Consider the following 16,843-nt stretch of genomic DNA (forward strand, 5'->3'; position numbering starts at 1 on the left):
GTCTATTCTCTTTTTTCCTTCACTATTCTACTTTTTCTAAAAGACTTTTTAAATAATAGTAAGAAAAAGTAAAAGGAATTAATTTTTTATTTTAGTTATGGTATGATAGATTGAGTTTAATTTAAAATAACGAAAAATTAAAGATATAGAAATTGGGGGACAACAAATGGGGATTCGAAGTCATTTAGCAATTGCTGCAGGAAAAACTTCGCAATGGGTTTTACAAACATTTTTTAAAGGCGGCAGTAGCTACCCAGGGAAATTAGCCCTAAAAATCGATCCTAAAATTTTAGATACATTGGCAAAAGACTATGAAATTGTCGTAGTCACTGGAACGAACGGCAAAACATTGACAACTGCTTTAACTGTTAACATTTTACGCCAAGAATTTGATGAGGTATTAACAAATCCAACGGGTGCTAACATGGAGCAAGGAATTGTCTCTACTTTTTTAAATGCCAAGGCGAAAAAAGGACAAAAGAAATTTGCGGTTTTAGAAATTGATGAAGCAAGTTTAAGCCGTGTCACTAAATATATTCAACCAAAATTATTTGTTTTTACGAATATTTTCCGCGACCAAATGGATCGCTATGGCGAAATCTATACGACGTATCGCTTAATTATGGAAGGCGCCGCTGCTGCTCCTGAAGCAACTATTTTGTGCAATGGTGATTCGCCAATTTTTAATTCAAAAGAAACTGTAAATCCTCGCAAATACTATGGATTTAATCATTTGCCACCGAAAGAGCAATTGGCTCATTACAATACAGATGGGGTTTTATGTCCAAAATGTAATCATATTCTTCATTATAAAATGATTACGTATGCTAATTTAGGTGATTACTATTGTCCAAATTGTGGCTTCAAACGGCCTGAGTTGGATGTGCAGTTAACGGAAATGGTCCGGATGGATAATACATCTGCTGATTTTGTGATTGATGGCGAAGAATACGGCATTGCTGTTGGTGGGATGTATAATGTTTATAATGCGCTAGCAGCCACAGCGGTAGCAGAATATTATCAGGTGGCACCAGATAAAATCCGAGCAGGCTTAGCTTATGATGAAAAAGTTTTTGGGCGTCAAGAAACCATTAAAGTTGGCGATAAAGAATGTACGTTAGTTTTAGTAAAAAATCCCGTTGGTTTAAATCAGGTCATTGATATGATGGGCTTAGCCCCTTACTCTTTCTCGCTGGTTTCATTATTAAATGCCAATTATGCAGATGGAATTGATGTCAGTTGGATTTGGGATGGTAATCATGAAGCCTTTGCTGATATGGACATTCCAAAAGTAATTGCTGGCGGTGATCGCCATGAAGATATGGCCTTGCGTTTAAAAGTTGCGGGTATTCCTGAAGAAAAATTACTAGAAATTCCTGATTTGGAGCAAGTAATTTCAGAAATTAAAACGTTGCCGACAGATCATGTCTATATTTTGGCAACCTATACTGCTGTTTTGCAATTAAGAAAATCATTAACAGCCCAAGGGTATATTCAAGGGGGAATGAATGGTGTCTAAAGAATTAGTCGTTTGTCATTTATATGGCAACTTATTAAATACTTACGGAGATAACGGAAATTTATTGATGCTTAAATATTTAACCGAAAAAATGGGCGTTACCTTCCGATCAGAAATTATCAGTATCTACGAACCGTTTGATCCCGAAAAATATGATTTAGTCTTTGTTGGTGGCGGTCAAGACTTCGAGCAATTGATCATCTCAGAAGACATTCAGAATAAAAAAGAAGCTTTGACTTCTTATATTGAAAATGATGGCGTCTTGTTAGCTATCTGTGGTGGTTATCAACTTCTAGGACATTACTATGTCGGCGCACAAGGCGAAAAAATTAAAGGAATCGGTGCATTAGATCATTACACTTTGAGCCAAGACAACAATCGTTTCATTGGTGATATCGAAATTTATAATGAAGAATTTGATGAAACGTATTATGGTTTTGAAAATCATAATGGCATGACTTTTTTAGGCGAAGGTGAACGACCTTTAGGAACAGTCAAACAAGGCAAAGGCAATAACGGTCAAGATAATGGCGAAGGCGTTGTCTATAAAAATGTGTTTGGCTCCTACTTCCACGGTCCAATCTTAGCACGCAACAAAAATCTAGGGATTCGGTTAATTCGGACCGCTTTAGAGAAAAAATATGGTGAACCGATCGCTATTCCTGAAACGCTTTATAAATAAAAGAAGAATCTAGTTCCTACATATAGGACTAGATTCTTTTTCATTTCTCCGACAACTATTTACATCTTTACAAAATATAGTAAGATAAAGAGGTGCATTTAAAATCGAGAATTTCTCGGACTGGTTCGGAAACTTCCCAGAATAAAAAACTAAGTATCTCTCAATACTAACTCAAGTCATAGCTTTTTTAACAAGAGTTATCATTTGCAGTTAACGAAAAAGGAGGATTGGAAAAAATGCAAAAAGTAATTATTGATTGTGATCCTGGAATTGATGACACGCTTGCTCTCTTGTATGCACTTGCTTCACCAGAGCTAGATGTCCAAGCGATTACAGTTGTTTGTGGAAATGTCCCTGTGGAAATTGGCGTGGGAAATGTTTTTAAATGTTTAGAAAAAGTTAATCGCTTAGATATTCCTGTCTACCAAGGGGCTGCTAGCCCTTTAAAACGGCCATTTGTTAGTGCACAAGATACACATGGCATGGATGGTTTAGGTGAAACTTATTTCCCCAGAACTAGCAAAATCCAAGCACAAGCGCTTTCCGCTGCTGACTATTTAGCACAAACCTTTCAACAAGCTACCGATTGCTCAATCATTGCCCTTGGTCCTTTAACAAATATTGCGTTGGCTTTAAAAAAAGAACCTCTTCTGGGGCGAAATCTTCAACGTTTTGTCTCAATGGGTGGTACCTTTAAAAGCCACGGCAATTGCTCTCCTGTTGCAGAATTTAATTATTGGTGTGATCCTGATGCAGCAGCTTGGGTTTTTGAGGAATTAGGTGCAAAAATCGAGATGGTCGGCTTAGATGTCACACGAGAAATTGTTTTTACACCAACAATTCTCAACTATTGTCAACGACTCAACCCCAAAATGGGGAATTACCTCGCTGAGATTACTCAATTTTATTTTGATTTTCATTGGAAATATGAACGTATTTTAGGGTGTGTTATCAACGATCCCTTAGCGGTTGCTTATTTTATTGATCCTACGCTCTGCCAAGGCTTTTCCAGTTACGGACAAATTGTTCCTGACGGCATTGCTATGGGGCAATCAATGATCGATCATTATCATTTCCAGCAGCAACCAGCCAATTGTCATGTCTTGACTACGGTTGATAGTCAACAGTTTTTCGTGAAGTTTCTATCCATTCTTTTAAATGTACAAATAGATGAGATCGAAAGAGATTTCAAAAATTTAAGGATGGGATAACCATGAAAAACATAACACCACGAATCATTACAATTATCGCTTTTAGTGTTGCTTTAAATTACCTTGGCAGTACCATTGCGTTACTCCTTCGTTTACCAATTTATCTTGATAGCGCGGGAACTATTTTTACAGGTGCGTTATTAGGCCCACTCTTTGGCGCACTGACAGGTATTTTAACAAGTCTACTAACTGGATTGACAACGGATATCTTTTCTCTGTATTATTCACCTGTCCAACTCTGCACAGGAATTTTAGCAGGCTTGCTCCTTCATCAGCAGTTAAAAGTACCCAAATTACCATTTAAAACGTTGTGGTTAACGATACCAGGAACAGTGATTTCTTCCTTAATCACAGTTTGTTTATTTGGTGGAATTACTTCTGCTGGCTCCAGTATAATTGTCCAATTTTTATATGGTTTAGGCTTCAATCAGTTAGCAAGCGTCCTGTTGGTTCAATTGATAACAGATTACGGGGATCGTCTGCTATCAGTCATCATCGTCACAGCTGTTATCGCTGCCTTACCTAAACGTTCCTTTATAACAAAATAAACTGTTTTAATGCCAAAAAAAGAGGAAATCATCTGTTGATGATCCCCTCTTTTTTTAGCGACTACCAGGTTCTGAAGCTATAATCGTTAGATCACCTTCAAAACGCCAGCTCGGAATATCTGTTGGAAAGATAAAGCTATCGCCTTTTTTCAAATCAAAAGTAGCCACATCTGCTTTTGCAGCATCTTCTGTAATCAATCGACCAACACCTTCAATAACTGTTGCTAATGTATAAGGTGCTTGTTTTTTAACTTTTAGAATCCCACTGACACGCCACTCATAGACATTAAAGAAATCTGTTTTTACATAAGTAACAATGCTTGATTGTCCTTGATTTTCTTGTTGAATAGAGAGGTCAGGATCCTTCGCCGGAACGGTTGTCACATCAATGGATTGTTGAATATGCAATTCCCGGGTCTTTCCTTGATCATCTGTTCGATCATAATCATAAACCCGATACGTAGTATCACTGCTTTGTTGCGTTTCTAAAATTAAAATACCCGAGCCGATGGCATGAATAGTGCCACTTGGTACATAATAAAAATCGCCTTTTTTCACTGGTACTTTTCTTAAAAGATCGTCCCAACGACCTTCTTCAATCATTTCAGCTAGTTCTTCTTTTGTTTTCGCGTGATGTCCATAAATGATTTCAGCGCCAGGTTCTGCATCAATAATGTACCAACATTCAGTTTTGCCTAGCTCGCCTTCATGTTTTTGGCCATATGCATCATCGGGATGAACTTGCACGGATAAATCATCTTCAGCATCTAAAATTTTCGTTAATAATGGAAAGACAGCACCACCTGCATGGCCGAATAGCTCTTGATGGTCTGCCCACAATTCATCTAATTTTTTTCCTTTAAATTCGCCATTTAAAACAGTACTAACGCCATGTGGATGTGCACTGATGGCCCAATCTTCACCAATTTTATCGCTCGGTAAATCAAAACCAAATAGCGTGTGTAGACGATTGCCGCCCCAAATTTTTTCTTGAAAAACAGGTTGTAAAAATAATGGTTCTTGCATTGACTGTGACCTCCCAAATTGAATTCGCTCTCATTATATCACTAAAAACTAGTCATTTCATCTGAAACTGATGATTTCTCTTTTAAATAGGTTGCCAACAACTGATCTCTTTCTTCGATATAAGTGTTCCGGTGGTCCTCTGGATGGACTCGATTAGATAAAAAGATAAACGCTGATTGTTGTTGCACATCAATTAGCAAAAAAGTTCCCGTATAGCCTGTATGGAATAATAATGGCCGTTGCGTAGCTACATCATATTTAAAATCCCAGCCTAGAGAACGTGGTTTATCTGCAGCTGGCACTTGGTTAACTAGTAACAAATCAATCGTCTCTTTTTTCAAGAATTGGTGATTGTGATAACTGCCTCGATTTAAATACATTCGAACAAATTTTGTTAAATCATAGACATTGCTAAACAAGCCAGCATTCCCTGCATGTTCCCGTAAAACGAATGCCTTAGGATCATGGGTTGCACCTCGAATCAACCCTCTTTGTTCATGTAATTCTGTTGGCACACAGTTTAAAGGATTCTTTGGTAGAAACGTACTTTCGTTCATCCCTAAAGGAAGCAATACTCGCTCAGATAAAATTTCTATCATTGATTGCTGGAACATTTCTTCTAACATAAAGCCTAATAAAATAGTCCCTGCATCTGTATAGACGACTTTTTTACCTATTGCTTTGCCTGCGTGAAATGAATGATTGTAGGCGTCTTTTAATTCTTGGGCATTCAGCTGATCACGATTAGGAATATAGCCTTGTAAATCTGCCGTATGTGTCAACAAATGCCGGATTGTAATGTTAGAATCTTGAAAAGAGGGATAATAAGTTTGTAATGATTGATCTAGAATAATTTTTCCTTCTTCCACTAATTGCAAAATAACGGTGGTGGTGCCGACTACTTTGGTTAAAGAAGCCACATCAAACAGCATGGCCGAGGTTAATTGTTCTTTGGTGGGTTTTACTTGTGCGAGTCCCCAACAATTGCTCTCCTCTTTTTCACCTTCAATGAAACAAAAACTAGCCCCCGAAAAAACACCTTTTTTCATCATATTTTGAATTTTCCACTTTGTTTTTTCGTACATTTTTTCACCTACTATTTTTAATATTAAAGGAAAAGTCTAGAATAAGTCCCGAACAAAAGCAGCGTTAAACTTTTATTCCGACTTTATTCCAGACTTGCTAAAACAAGCTTATTTTGTCTGTCTAAGCGTTTATTTTAAGACAAACCACCATTCCAAGCCAATTGGATCAAACACAGTGACAATCGCTTTTTTCTGGTCAATAAAGAACTCTTGATTTTTTGACGTTAATTGTTGCTCCATTGCTAAAATATGGTCTTGATCAGAGAGCTTAATGGTAAAGAAATCTAAACCTAAGTGTGGATCAGGTAATTGATCCACTTCACTTGTTTCAGGTTTTTGGAATCCAATAGTTGCTTTGCCATCTTCTAAAACAAATTGATCTTTTTCATTGTGTTTTAAACCCAGAACTTCCTCATAGTATGCTTTTATTTCTTTTTGATTGTTTGTTTTTAATTGCACATGCGCTAAATATGACCCAGCGGCTAACCCTTGATGTGGCTCTAAGTCCTCACTGATAAGATCTTTAAGCACAATCGGTTGCTTTTCAGAAGTCGAATTTGCTGTTGCTTCATCGTGAAAAATCTCAAATTGATTGCCTTCAAGATCAGTAATGAACATGCTTTGACGTGTGCCAATTTGGAAACTTTCATCAATTGGATAGTCTTGTTCAAGCACTCGTTGAGCAATTTGTAAAAATTCTTTTTCCGTAGGAACTTTAATTGAAAAATAAGCCATTTGCTTTTCTTCATTATGAAAATCTTCGGCTTTTCTAGTTTCTTCTAAAATTAATAATTGCGTTCCTGCTTCACGTGTACCCCAGATAGACAGGTTATTTTCTTCTGACTTTAAAACAAAACCCATTACTTTTTTATAAAAGTCGACCATTTCGCCAACTTTTTTCGCACGAATGGCAATTGTTTTTAATGTCGCAGCTTTTTCTAATTGAAATTCAGTCATTTTTTCTGTTACCTCCATTTTCTTCTCTCCCATTTTATACATCTCTTGCTATTTCATCAAGTAATATCCTGTTTTTCTCAAAAGAAAATAGAAATTTTTCAATTTCGCTAACTTTTTGTTAAAAAAATAAGGCTTCAGGAACCAGTCTTTACGACTATGGCTCCTTCAGCCCCATCATGAATTACTATTTTTTTCTTCGCCTTTTAGGCTACTTCTTCTGAAAACTGACTGTTATATAAATCAGCATAAAAACCGTTTTTCGCCATTAATTCATCGTGGGTTCCTGTTTCTACAATTGAACCTTCTGCCATAACGATAATCGTATCGGCATCACGGATAGTCGACAAGCGATGAGCGACTACAAAGCTGGTCCGATTCTCCAATAAACGATTCATTGCTGCTTGAATCAGTATTTCTGTTCGAGTGTCCACACTTGAGGTGGCTTCATCCAAAATTAAAACGTCTGGATTTGCTAAGAATGCTCGAGCAATTGTAATTAATTGTCGTTGACCTTGAGAAATATTGCTGGCTTCTTCATTTAGAATCGTTTGATAGCCTTCTGGTAATTTTCTGACAAAATCATCCACATGGGCTGCTTTCGCCGCACGGATCACTTCTTCTTCGCTCGCTTGGTCATTACCATAATGAATATTGTCATAGATACTTCCAGTGAACAACCAAGTATCTTGAAGAACCATTGAAAAGTGTGCTCGCAACTCTTCGCGAGATAAATCGCGCGTATCAACGCCATCATATTTGATGCTGCCGCTACTAATATCATAGAAGCGTTCCAATAAGTTAATTAGGGTTGTTTTCCCAGCACCTGTTGGGCCCACGATTGCGACCATTTCCCCAGGTTTAACATTTAAATTGAAATCTTTCATTAATAATTTCTCTGGTGAATAGCCAAAAGCAACATGTTCAAAAGAAACACGATAAGGACTATCTGTTTCCACTGGTATGCCAGAAGGTTCATCCACCATTTCTTCTTCATCTAATACTTCAAAGACACGTTCTGCCGAAGCCACCGTAGCTTGGATTGTATTCATTAAATTAGCGATTTGAGTAATCGGTTGTGAAAATTGATTGGTATATTGAAGAAATGCTTGGACATCCCCTAAATCCATCATACCATTCGCTACTTTTACGCCACCAAGGACTGCAACAAACACATAGCCTAGATTTTTGATAAAGTTCATTAAAGGCATAATGATCGCTGAAATAAATTGTGCTTTGCGACCAGCATGGTATAATTTTTCATTTTCTTTTTCAAATACTTCTTGATCACTTTCTTCGTGGTTGAAACTTTTTACTACTACGTGACCACCGTAGGTTTCTTCGACTTGGTTATTCAATAATCCTAAGCTTTTTTGTTGAGCCGCAAAATGTTTTTGCGAGCGAGGCGCCACAACCATCACAACAATTAAACTTAATGGCACTGTTGCTAAGGCAATTAGTGTTAACTGCCAGCTAATGGTCAGCATCATCCAAAGTACACCCACAAATGTCACGATACTGGTAATTAATTGGGTTAAGTTTTGTTGTAAAGTACTCGCAATATTATCCATGTCGTTAATTGCCCGCGACATGATGTCCCCATTACTATGAGTATCATAATAGGAAATTGGAACTTTGTTCATTTTCGCTTCTAATTCTTGACGTAATTCATAAACTGTTCGCTGTGAAACACGTGTCATAATTACTTGCTGCAAGAAATTAAAGACAGCAGAAATAAGGTACATGGCAATAACAATTAATAAAATTTGACCGATTTTGTCAAAATCAATTGGGAAAGAAGTTATTTTTAAGCCTTGTTTCATTTCAGCAGCGCCTTTCATGACGCCTTTAAAAATTTCAGTTGTTGCCTGTCCTAATACTTTTGGTGTTTGGATTTGGAAAACGACGGCTGCGATTGCTAACACTAAGACAGCAATAATTGACAGCATTCGTTTAGACATGTATCGAAATAAACGTTTCACTGTTTTCCAGAAATTTTTTGGTTTTGGCCCTTTTGCGCCAATGTTGCGTCCTGGTCCCCCGCCCATTGGTCCGCCTTTTGGTCGACTACTCATGCAAGGTCCTCCTCTCTCAATTGAGAATGTACAATTTCTTGATACGTTTGGTTATTCGCTAATAACTCTTCATGCGTTCCTTTACCAACTAATTTTCCTTCGTCTAATACTAAAATTGTCGATGCTTCCATAACCGTACTTACACGTTGGGCCACTAAAACGACAATTGCATCCGTCATCTGCTCTTTTAAGGCTTTTCTTAAATTAGCATCTGTTTTGAAATCCAATGCAGAAAAGGAATCATCAAAAACATAGACATCTGCTGGTTTTACTAAAGCACGAGCAATAGCCAACCGCTGGCGTTGTCCGCCAGAAAAATTACCGCCGCCTTGTTCGACATGACTATCCAAACCTTCTGCCAATTCTGAAACAAACGCCTTCGCCTGCGCGATTTCTAAAGCTTGCCAAATTTCTTCATCGGTCGCATTTGGGGCGCCGTATTGCATATTTTCACGAATCGTTCCTGTAAATAAAACAGCCTTTTGCGGTACAAAGCCAATCATTTCTCGTAAATTATGCTGTGACGTATCTTTAATGTTTTTACCATTTAGCAAAATCTTGCCAGATTCAACATCATAAAAACGTGGTAAAAGATTAACCAGCGTTGTTTTCCCAGAACCTGTCCCACCAATAATTGCGACCGTCTCCCCAGATTTTGCTGAAAAATCTATATCTTCCAGTGCTAAGTTTTCAGCATGCTGGTAACGATAATTAACATGTTCAAACGCCAATGTTGCTTCGTCGCCTTTTAGAGAGAGTAGTTCTGGATTGGGTACATCTTTGATTTCTGAATCAGTATTTAGCACCTCATTAATCCGATCAGCAGAAGCTTGCGCCCGCGGTACCATGACAAAAATCATAGATAACATCATGAAACTCATCAGAATTTGCATGGCATAAGTCATAAAGGCAATTAAGTTCCCTACTTCTAGTTGCATTTCCGCAATATAATGACCGCCAAACCAGGTGATTGCAATATTGGTACCGCTCATAATGAGTGTCATTAAAGGAATCATCAAAGCGACAATCGTATTCACTTTAATCGCCGTTTGTGTATAATCCTTATTGGCTTCATCAAAACGTTGTTCTTCATAGTTTGCTTTGCCAAAGGCCCGAATCACACGAACCCCTGTCAGTCCTTCACGAAAAACTAAATTTAAACGGTCTGTTTTCTTTTGCATGCTTTTAAATAACGGAACCGCTAAAAACATGATACCTCCCACTAAAACAGCCATAATTGGTAAAACATATAGAAAAATTTTCGTTAATTGCGGGTCCTTATTATACGCCATAAAGCTTGCACCAATTAACGTTAAAGGTGCGTTAATCATTAAACGTAAAAACATTTGCATAACCATTTGAATCTGATTGACATCATTGGTTGTTCGTGTAATTAGCGAAGCTGTCCCAAATTTATCAAATTCATTATTAGAAAAATTTTCAACTTTTCGATAAATATCAGTCCGTAATTTTTTACCTAAACTTTGTGATTCTTTGGTGGCAAAAAAGGTATTTCCAATAGAAGCGACAATGCTAATCAAAGAAAAGCCTAACATGACAACTCCTGTACTCCAAATATAGTTAATATCTCCTTTAGCAACACCGTCATTAATGATATTAGATGTTAATGTGGGCAGATATAAATCTGCGATAATTTGCACGATCATAAATAAAACCGCTGCAAAGACCGACCATAACGACATCCGTTTGACTAGTTTAATCAACTAACTTCTCCTCCTTTTTGCTACTTATAAGCGCCATTTTTCAACCAATTTAATTTCATTTTTAATTGTTTGACTGCTTCAGTTGAATCATAGGCAGTATTTTCTCTTTGTTGACGATACCCATCAACAATTGTTGAGAAAACGGCATGCATCGCCGTCTGCATGAACCATGTGAATTCTTTTGGCGTTTCAATGGTTAATTTCGAACGATCAATTATTTGATAAAGATGTTCTGCATAGGCAGCATGGCCTTTTCTTCCTCTATGCTTATGACAGTGCTGTTTCCTATTTTTTTCCTCTTCTCCAGTCGCTAAATTATCCGTCACCCGACGTGAAGCACGATAATCCATGTTGACAAATAAATTCCGATAGAAAGAAGCATTCTCTCCAGTTAGCACTTCGACAATCATTTTGGAGAAATAGACATCCATGGCTTCGATTAAATCACCATTTTCTGCAATAATTTGTTTCTCTAAATCTCGTTCACTATTTTTTCTTAATGTCGCAAAGTAATAAAAATACAAATCTTCTTTGTTCTCAAAATATTGATAAAAGCTACCGCGAGGAATTTCCGCTAATTTAACAATATTTGCAATTGACGCTTCTTGTAAAGAATGGCGCGAAAATTCAATTTGCGCAGCATCTAATAAGCGTTGTTGCTTTTCTTCTGGCAAATGAAAAAACGTATTCGTAGGCATATTTGTGTTCCTCCCTTTTATGACACATTGTCATATGACACCATGTCATTATAGCACTCTCTATTCAGAATGCAAGTTTTTTACAAAAAAAATCAAGCACCTAGCAAGACAAAATTGATGTTAGATTCTGTCTCACCAGTTGCTTGATTAATAATAGTGTTTGATGCATTCTTGTAACAAGCCAGCGACCTCTTTTATAGGTCCATTGGCATCTATTCGTTGATAATTAGGATATTGTTCCAATTGGTTTTTGATAAGAATTTCTTGATCATAAAGGTTTAAACGTTCTTCAATAATTTTAGGATCAGATTCTCGTTGCTTTAAACGTTGATAAATATTTTCTTTTGAAACGTCAAAAAAAACTGGAATGACGGACTCACCAAAACGCTCAAAGACCGCTTGAAAGCCTGGAAAAGTTAACGCATTATAGGCTGGATGCTCTTTCGTTGTTTCAACGATGGCAGCTACACCGACACCGTAATAGTTTCCATGGTAAAAATCATACTCCACTAACTGATTGGTTTCAATCAAGGTTTGAAAACTTGCTTTTGTTTCAAAATAGTAATCCACACCATCCACTTCATCCAACCGTTTTTTCCTCGTAGTATGCGAGATAACTTTATAGTTTTTCGGAAAAACCTTACTTGTAATTGCGGTCTTGCCAGAACCACTAGGACCCATAATAACAAAAAATGGATGTTGTAATTGCTTAATCATTAGAAACGCTCCTCTCAGTTGTTTCTATTATAACGTATTGTGCACTATTTTGAAAAATTGACAAAAAAGAGCTTGGGCCAAAAATCACTTTAGATTTTTGGCCCAAGCTTAAAAATTAATAGACGGCGGGAACAGAAGCAACAACCTGCTACGCTTATCTTGTTTTGTTTAATTACAATAACTAGTCTAAGTTTTGTCCATTAGTTTCGATAACTTGTTTGTACCAATTAAACGATTTTTTTTCATAACGGTTTTTAGTACCATTTCCTTCATCGTCTAAATCAACGTAAATAAACCCATACCGTTTACTCATTTCACCTGTGGAAGCACTGACTAAATCAATACAGCCCCACGGCGTATAGCCCATTAAATCGACGCCATCTGCAACTGCTTCTGCCATTGCTTCAATATGACGACGTAAATAATCAATCCGATAGTCGTCTGCCACATAGAAATTTTCGTCTACTTTATCAATTGCACCTAAGCCGTTTTCCACAATAAATAAAGGTTTTTGATAACGATTATATAATTCATTTAGGGCAATTCGTAAGCCTTCGGGATCAATTTGCCAACCCCATTCACTTGCTTCTAAGAAGGGATTTTTAACGCCGCCTAAAAGATTCCCATTTGCTGTATCGTTGGTAGTACCAGTAACATCGACAGCAGTCGACATATAATAACTAAAGCCAATGTAATCCACTGGGTATTCTTTTAATAATTCTAAATCGCCTTCTTCAATGACTAAGTCTTTCACAGCATATTTTTGATATATGCGTTCTGCGTATGTTGGATATTCACCACGAACTTGAACATCTGTACAATAATAATTAAACTCTTGGTTTTCAATCATTGTAGCAACTTGATTGACTGGATTCGAATCAATGCCATACGTTGTTGCATAAATAATCATACATCCAATTTTTAATTCTGGATTTAATTCATGGCCAATTTTTACAGCTTTACTACTTGCAACAAATTGATTATGCCATGCTTGGAAAATGTTTTGATAATCATTGGCTCCATTGCTTTTTACCAATCCTTGACTAAGTGCTGGAAAATGAAAAGCTGAATTAATTTCATTGAATGTCATCCAATAGTTAACTTTTTGGTGGTAACGTGTTAAAACAGTTTCCGCAAAACGTTCATAAAAGTCAACTAATTGACGATTTTTCCACCCGCCGTATTCTTTCGCTAAATGCAGTGGCATTTCATAATGAGAAATCGTAATTACTGGTTCAATGTTATAGCTTAAACATTCATCGATAACCGCATCATAAAATTTCAAGCCGGCTTCATTCGGTTGTGTTTCATCTCCTTGTGGAAAAATACGCGACCACGCAATTGAAAACCGATAACATTTGAAGCCCATTTTAGCAAACAACGCAATGTCCTCTTTAAAGCGATCATAGTGATCAATTCCTGTATGATTAGGGTAGCGATATTTCGTTTCGTCAATCGTCCAATCAAACGCTTCATCTCCTAAAATAGCGAAACGTTGTTTTCCTCCCGGCATCGCATCTGCCACAGATAAACCTTTACCGTCGGCTAAGTAAGCCCCTTCTAATTGATTGGCTGCGGTCGCACCGCCCCATAAAAATCCTTTTGGAAATTTTGTCGTTGTTGTCATACTTGTTCCTCCTCCAATTGTCTTTTATTTAATAATGGCTAAAAAGTCTTCACCATGTAACACGTCTGTTTGGTTCATATCCAAAACATCTAAATAATCATTCGTATTCGTTACCACAATCGGTGTAACTACTGGATAACCAGCTTCTTTAATGGCAGCAATATCAAAAGTAACCAGCAAATCTCCTTTTTTAACAGAATCACCTTGTTTCACTGATAATTCAAAGCCCTTACCATCTAATTCGACCGTATCCATGCCAATATGCATTAATAATTCAACGCCCTCTGTTGTCGTCAAGCCAACAGCATGTCCTGTCGGAAATAATGTGGTGATTTCACCATCTGCGGGTGCATACAGTTTGCCTTCAGTCGGCTCAATTGCAACACCTTTTCCTAAAGCACCTGAAGCAAAAACAGGGTCTTGTACTTTTTCTAGCGGTAAAATTTCACCTTGAAGTGGACTTGCTAAAATAATTTTGTCTTCTTGATTCGTTTTTACAGGTGCCACCATCTTATCAGTTGCTGTTTTTTCAGTTGCTGTTTCTGGATTAGGTTGATCTTCAAAACGTAAGACAAACGTTAAGACAAACGCAATGATAAAGGCAATTCCGGCACCAATTGCACCAGTAATCATCGGTGCAGTATCTTTTGTCTCTGCAGGAATAAACCCAGGCAAGCTCAACATACTAACTAAGCCAAACGTAAAGTTTTTCACGTGATTCATAGCCACAAATGCTCCACCGATACCGCCACCAATACAAGCTGCAATAAATGGTTTTTTCAATGGTAAAGTCACGCCATATACAGTTGGTTCAGTAATTCCAAAAATAGTCGTAATACTTGAAGACAAAGCCAAACCTTTTAGTTTCACATTTTTTGTTAGGAAAAAGACAGCTAAAGCAGCCCCGCCTTGTGCAATAACGGCTGGTAATAACATTGGTACCATCGTATCGCCACCTTGTGTTAAGTTTAACATCATAATTGGTACAAAGCCCCAATGCATACCAAACATTACCAAGACTTGCCACAACGAACCCATTAATAACCCTGCGATAATTGGACTAAAAGCGTAAATTGCGTTGTATCCTTGTCCCAACCAATCGCCAATGACCGTCCCGATAGGACCAATAGCTAAGAAGGTAACAGGTGCCATAATAAGGAAAACAGCTAACGGAACGCAGATAATTTGTAGAAAACTCGGAATTACTTTTTTGAAGAAACGTTCTACATAACTTTGTGCAAAAACAGCCAAAATAATTGGTAAAACCGAAGAAGTATAGCCACTTGGCCCAATAATCACTGGAAGACCAGCAAAGCTAATTGTTTTGCCTGCTAAAGCAGTAATGCTGGGATGAACTAAGGCCATCGCCAAAGCAACCGCTAAAAAGGGATTAGTATTGAATTTTTTAGCAGCCGTAAACGCTAACATAATTGGTAAGAAAGTAAATAAGCCATCTGCAATCGAAAAGAGAACAAGATATACGCCTGAAGTGTCAGCTAACCAGCCCATAGTTACAGCTAATGTTAAGAAGCCTTTTAGAACCCCAGCGCCGGCCATTGCACCTAAAAACGGTGTAAAAATAGAAGAAATAATATCAATTAAACGGTTAAAAATATTTCCGCCACTTTCTTTTTCTCTATTATCAGAATCATTACCTAGTCCACTGTTGGCCATCAAATCCTTATAGACATCACTAACGTGACTGCCAATAACCACTTGATATTGTCCTGCACTTTGAACTACCTGAATAACATCTGGGTCAGCATTCAATGCAGCTGTATCTGCTTTATTCTCATCTTTTAATTTAAAACGTAAGCGCGTAGCACAGTGAACAACACTATTAACGTTGCCTTCGCCCCCAACAGCTTTTAACACACGTGCTGCAATTTCTTGATTTTTACTCATCTCTAGATCCTCATTTCCATTAATTTTTAATATCAAAAAAACCTACATTGAAAAAGAGCCAGATCCTTCTCTTCACAGCTGCGCAGTCTGCGAAAATCGTTATCGGTTTTTTCAATCTAGGTTTTGCCTGCATTATCAGTAACAATCCGCGATTATTGGTTGTTATGCTTTTTTATCATTGACCACTCTTTGGATATGAATGGTTAAATAAATCATTTCCGCTTGATCAATTGGTCGATCATAGCTTTTTAATAAATACTCATTAATACGTTGGACCGCTTGAAACGCCTTAGGATACTTTCCTTGGACCAATGCAAAAAGAAATTCGTCCTCCTCATCATGCGCTTCTTGTTTTAAATAACGTTGCGCAAAATATTGAAGATGTGTAACAATTCGTTGATAGTTCAATGAATCTTCATCAAACACCTGTCCAAAGTAGCGACTAATAATCGTTAAAATATCACGAACCATCTTGGTTGCTTCCATGGTAACTTCCATATTGCCATTTCCTTGTTCAGCATTCACAATATGAAAAGCAATGAAGCCCGCTTCATTTTCTGAAAATTGAACCCCTAGCTTTTCAGCAATAATTGCTAATGCTTGCTTTGCGATTTCAAATTCTTTAGGATAAAATTTGCGTGTTTCGAATACAAGAGGATTCGGAATATCAATTCCTTCTTTGGCTCGAAGTAACGCATAGTGAATATGATCCGTTAAAGTTAAATAAATATTTGATGAAAGCTCAATCGCTAGCGTTGTTTCTGCTAAATCAACGATTTGTTTGACGACTTCTACTTCTTTGGTGGGGACGTCTTCAAACAGCTGCTGGAATTGCCCTGCCATAGCGGAGTCCTTTAACACGAATTCCTTTTCAACATAATCTGGATTGATCGTGTCTCCAATCTTCTTTTGAAAGGCTAAGCCGCGTCCCATATAAACAATTTCTTCGCCTTGCTCATTTCTTGAAAGCACGACATTATTATTTAAAACTTTTTCAATCCTCATGATGAATGCAACCTCACTTTTTTATAAAAAAAGCCCAGAATCCCTCCACTGATTGTGTTAATGGAAG

The 16,843-nt window shown here is 37.3% G+C and carries 14 protein-coding genes and 1 riboswitch; of the genes, 4 read left to right on the top strand and 10 right to left on the bottom strand.

Features of this window, described 5'->3' with window-relative positions; translation table 11 throughout:
- Window positions 1-166 precede the first annotated feature (166 nt).
- The 4 genes from IGJ52_RS10150 (at window position 167) to IGJ52_RS10165 (ending at window position 3,960) form a co-directional block, all read left to right on the top strand.
- Window positions 167-1,519, top strand: a complete 1,353-nt coding sequence (locus IGJ52_RS10150; RefSeq protein ID WP_002362254.1) for a Mur ligase family protein — start codon at window positions 167-169, stop codon at window positions 1,517-1,519.
- Complete coding sequence (locus tag IGJ52_RS10155; protein ID WP_002356583.1) at window positions 1,509-2,201, top strand: type 1 glutamine amidotransferase; 693 nt, start codon at window positions 1,509-1,511, stop codon at window positions 2,199-2,201. The genes IGJ52_RS10150 and IGJ52_RS10155 overlap by 11 nt, the downstream gene beginning before the upstream one ends.
- A 114-nt stretch (window positions 2,202-2,315) precedes the next feature.
- A riboswitch (PreQ1 riboswitch) is annotated at window positions 2,316-2,360 on the top strand.
- A 77-nt stretch (window positions 2,361-2,437) separates the two neighbouring features.
- The gene (locus tag IGJ52_RS10160) at window positions 2,438-3,412 is read left to right on the top strand and encodes a nucleoside hydrolase (RefSeq protein ID WP_438792072.1); all 975 of its coding nucleotides are present in this window, start codon (window positions 2,438-2,440) and stop codon (window positions 3,410-3,412) included.
- Between the two features lie 2 nt (window positions 3,413-3,414).
- Window positions 3,415-3,960 carry an ECF transporter S component gene (locus IGJ52_RS10165; protein WP_438792073.1) on the top strand — a complete coding sequence of 182 codons (546 nt, stop codon included), beginning with the start codon at window positions 3,415-3,417 and terminating at the stop codon, window positions 3,958-3,960.
- A 54-nt stretch (window positions 3,961-4,014) separates the two neighbouring features.
- Here IGJ52_RS10165 and manA read toward each other — a convergent pair whose 3' ends face one another.
- The 10 genes from manA to licT form a co-directional block, all read right to left on the bottom strand.
- On the bottom strand, window positions 4,015-4,986 hold the full coding sequence (gene manA / locus IGJ52_RS10170; protein ID WP_002356580.1) for a mannose-6-phosphate isomerase, class I: 972 nt from the start codon (window positions 4,984-4,986) through the stop codon (window positions 4,015-4,017).
- A gap of 41 nt (window positions 4,987-5,027) precedes the next feature.
- Entirely contained in the window at window positions 5,028-6,071 is a 1,044-nt protein-coding gene (locus IGJ52_RS10175; RefSeq protein WP_002367141.1) for a serine hydrolase domain-containing protein, read from the bottom strand.
- 129 nt (window positions 6,072-6,200) lie between these two features.
- Window positions 6,201-7,070: a VOC family protein gene (locus IGJ52_RS10180; protein ID WP_016614362.1), complete on the bottom strand. Its 870-nt coding sequence runs from the start codon at window positions 7,068-7,070 to the stop codon at window positions 6,201-6,203.
- A gap of 161 nt (window positions 7,071-7,231) precedes the next feature.
- A complete protein-coding gene (locus IGJ52_RS10185; RefSeq protein WP_002362577.1) occupies window positions 7,232-9,100 on the bottom strand; it encodes an ABC transporter ATP-binding protein in 1,869 nt (622 codons plus the stop codon).
- Window positions 9,097-10,824: an ABC transporter ATP-binding protein gene (locus tag IGJ52_RS10190; protein ID WP_002367144.1), complete on the bottom strand. Its 1,728-nt coding sequence runs from the start codon at window positions 10,822-10,824 to the stop codon at window positions 9,097-9,099. The genes IGJ52_RS10185 and IGJ52_RS10190 overlap by 4 nt, the downstream gene beginning before the upstream one ends.
- A 20-nt stretch (window positions 10,825-10,844) precedes the next feature.
- Complete coding sequence (locus IGJ52_RS10195) at window positions 10,845-11,522, bottom strand: TetR/AcrR family transcriptional regulator (RefSeq protein ID WP_002367146.1); 678 nt, start codon at window positions 11,520-11,522, stop codon at window positions 10,845-10,847.
- 147 nt (window positions 11,523-11,669) lie between these two features.
- Window positions 11,670-12,239: a guanylate kinase gene (locus IGJ52_RS10200; protein ID WP_002367148.1), complete on the bottom strand. Its 570-nt coding sequence runs from the start codon at window positions 12,237-12,239 to the stop codon at window positions 11,670-11,672.
- 181 nt (window positions 12,240-12,420) lie between these two features.
- On the bottom strand, window positions 12,421-13,866 hold the full coding sequence (locus IGJ52_RS10205; RefSeq protein WP_033600895.1) for a glycoside hydrolase family 1 protein: 1,446 nt from the start codon (window positions 13,864-13,866) through the stop codon (window positions 12,421-12,423).
- Between the two features lie 24 nt (window positions 13,867-13,890).
- The gene (locus tag IGJ52_RS10210; protein ID WP_010715394.1) at window positions 13,891-15,771 is read right to left on the bottom strand and encodes a beta-glucoside-specific PTS transporter subunit IIABC; all 1,881 of its coding nucleotides are present in this window, start codon (window positions 15,769-15,771) and stop codon (window positions 13,891-13,893) included.
- Between the two features lie 162 nt (window positions 15,772-15,933).
- Window positions 15,934-16,776, bottom strand: a complete 843-nt coding sequence (gene licT, locus IGJ52_RS10215) for a BglG family transcription antiterminator LicT (RefSeq protein WP_002359608.1) — start codon at window positions 16,774-16,776, stop codon at window positions 15,934-15,936.
- Window positions 16,777-16,843 lie beyond the last annotated feature (67 nt).

Origin of the sequence: Enterococcus sp. DIV1758, from assembly GCF_051711985.1 — a bacterium.
Lineage (GTDB): Bacteria > Bacillota > Bacilli > Lactobacillales > Enterococcaceae > Enterococcus > Enterococcus faecalis.

What these genes read in the sequence shown, in the direction of transcription:
- IGJ52_RS10150 (WP_002362254.1), top strand. Translation starts at nt 167, where the DNA reads ATGGGGATTCGAAGTCATTTAGCAATTGCTGCAGGAAAAACTTCGCAA.
- IGJ52_RS10155 (WP_002356583.1), top strand. Translation starts at nt 1,509, where the DNA reads ATGGTGTCTAAAGAATTAGTCGTTTGTCATTTATATGGCAACTTATTA.
- IGJ52_RS10160 (WP_438792072.1), top strand. Translation starts at nt 2,438, where the DNA reads ATGCAAAAAGTAATTATTGATTGTGATCCTGGAATTGATGACACGCTT.
- IGJ52_RS10165 (WP_438792073.1), top strand. Translation starts at nt 3,415, where the DNA reads ATGAAAAACATAACACCACGAATCATTACAATTATCGCTTTTAGTGTT.
- manA (WP_002356580.1), bottom strand. Translation starts at nt 4,986, where the DNA reads ATGCAAGAACCATTATTTTTACAACCTGTTTTTCAAGAAAAAATTTGG.
- IGJ52_RS10175 (WP_002367141.1), bottom strand. Translation starts at nt 6,071, where the DNA reads ATGTACGAAAAAACAAAGTGGAAAATTCAAAATATGATGAAAAAAGGT.
- IGJ52_RS10180 (WP_016614362.1), bottom strand. Translation starts at nt 7,070, where the DNA reads ATGTATAAAATGGGAGAGAAGAAAATGGAGGTAACAGAAAAAATGACT.
- IGJ52_RS10185 (WP_002362577.1), bottom strand. Translation starts at nt 9,100, where the DNA reads ATGAGTAGTCGACCAAAAGGCGGACCAATGGGCGGGGGACCAGGACGC.
- IGJ52_RS10195 (WP_002367146.1), bottom strand. Translation starts at nt 11,522, where the DNA reads ATGCCTACGAATACGTTTTTTCATTTGCCAGAAGAAAAGCAACAACGC.
- IGJ52_RS10200 (WP_002367148.1), bottom strand. Translation starts at nt 12,239, where the DNA reads ATGATTAAGCAATTACAACATCCATTTTTTGTTATTATGGGTCCTAGT.
- IGJ52_RS10205 (WP_033600895.1), bottom strand. Translation starts at nt 13,866, where the DNA reads ATGACAACAACGACAAAATTTCCAAAAGGATTTTTATGGGGCGGTGCG.
- IGJ52_RS10210 (WP_010715394.1), bottom strand. Translation starts at nt 15,771, where the DNA reads ATGAGTAAAAATCAAGAAATTGCAGCACGTGTGTTAAAAGCTGTTGGG.
- licT (WP_002359608.1), bottom strand. Translation starts at nt 16,776, where the DNA reads ATGAGGATTGAAAAAGTTTTAAATAATAATGTCGTGCTTTCAAGAAAT.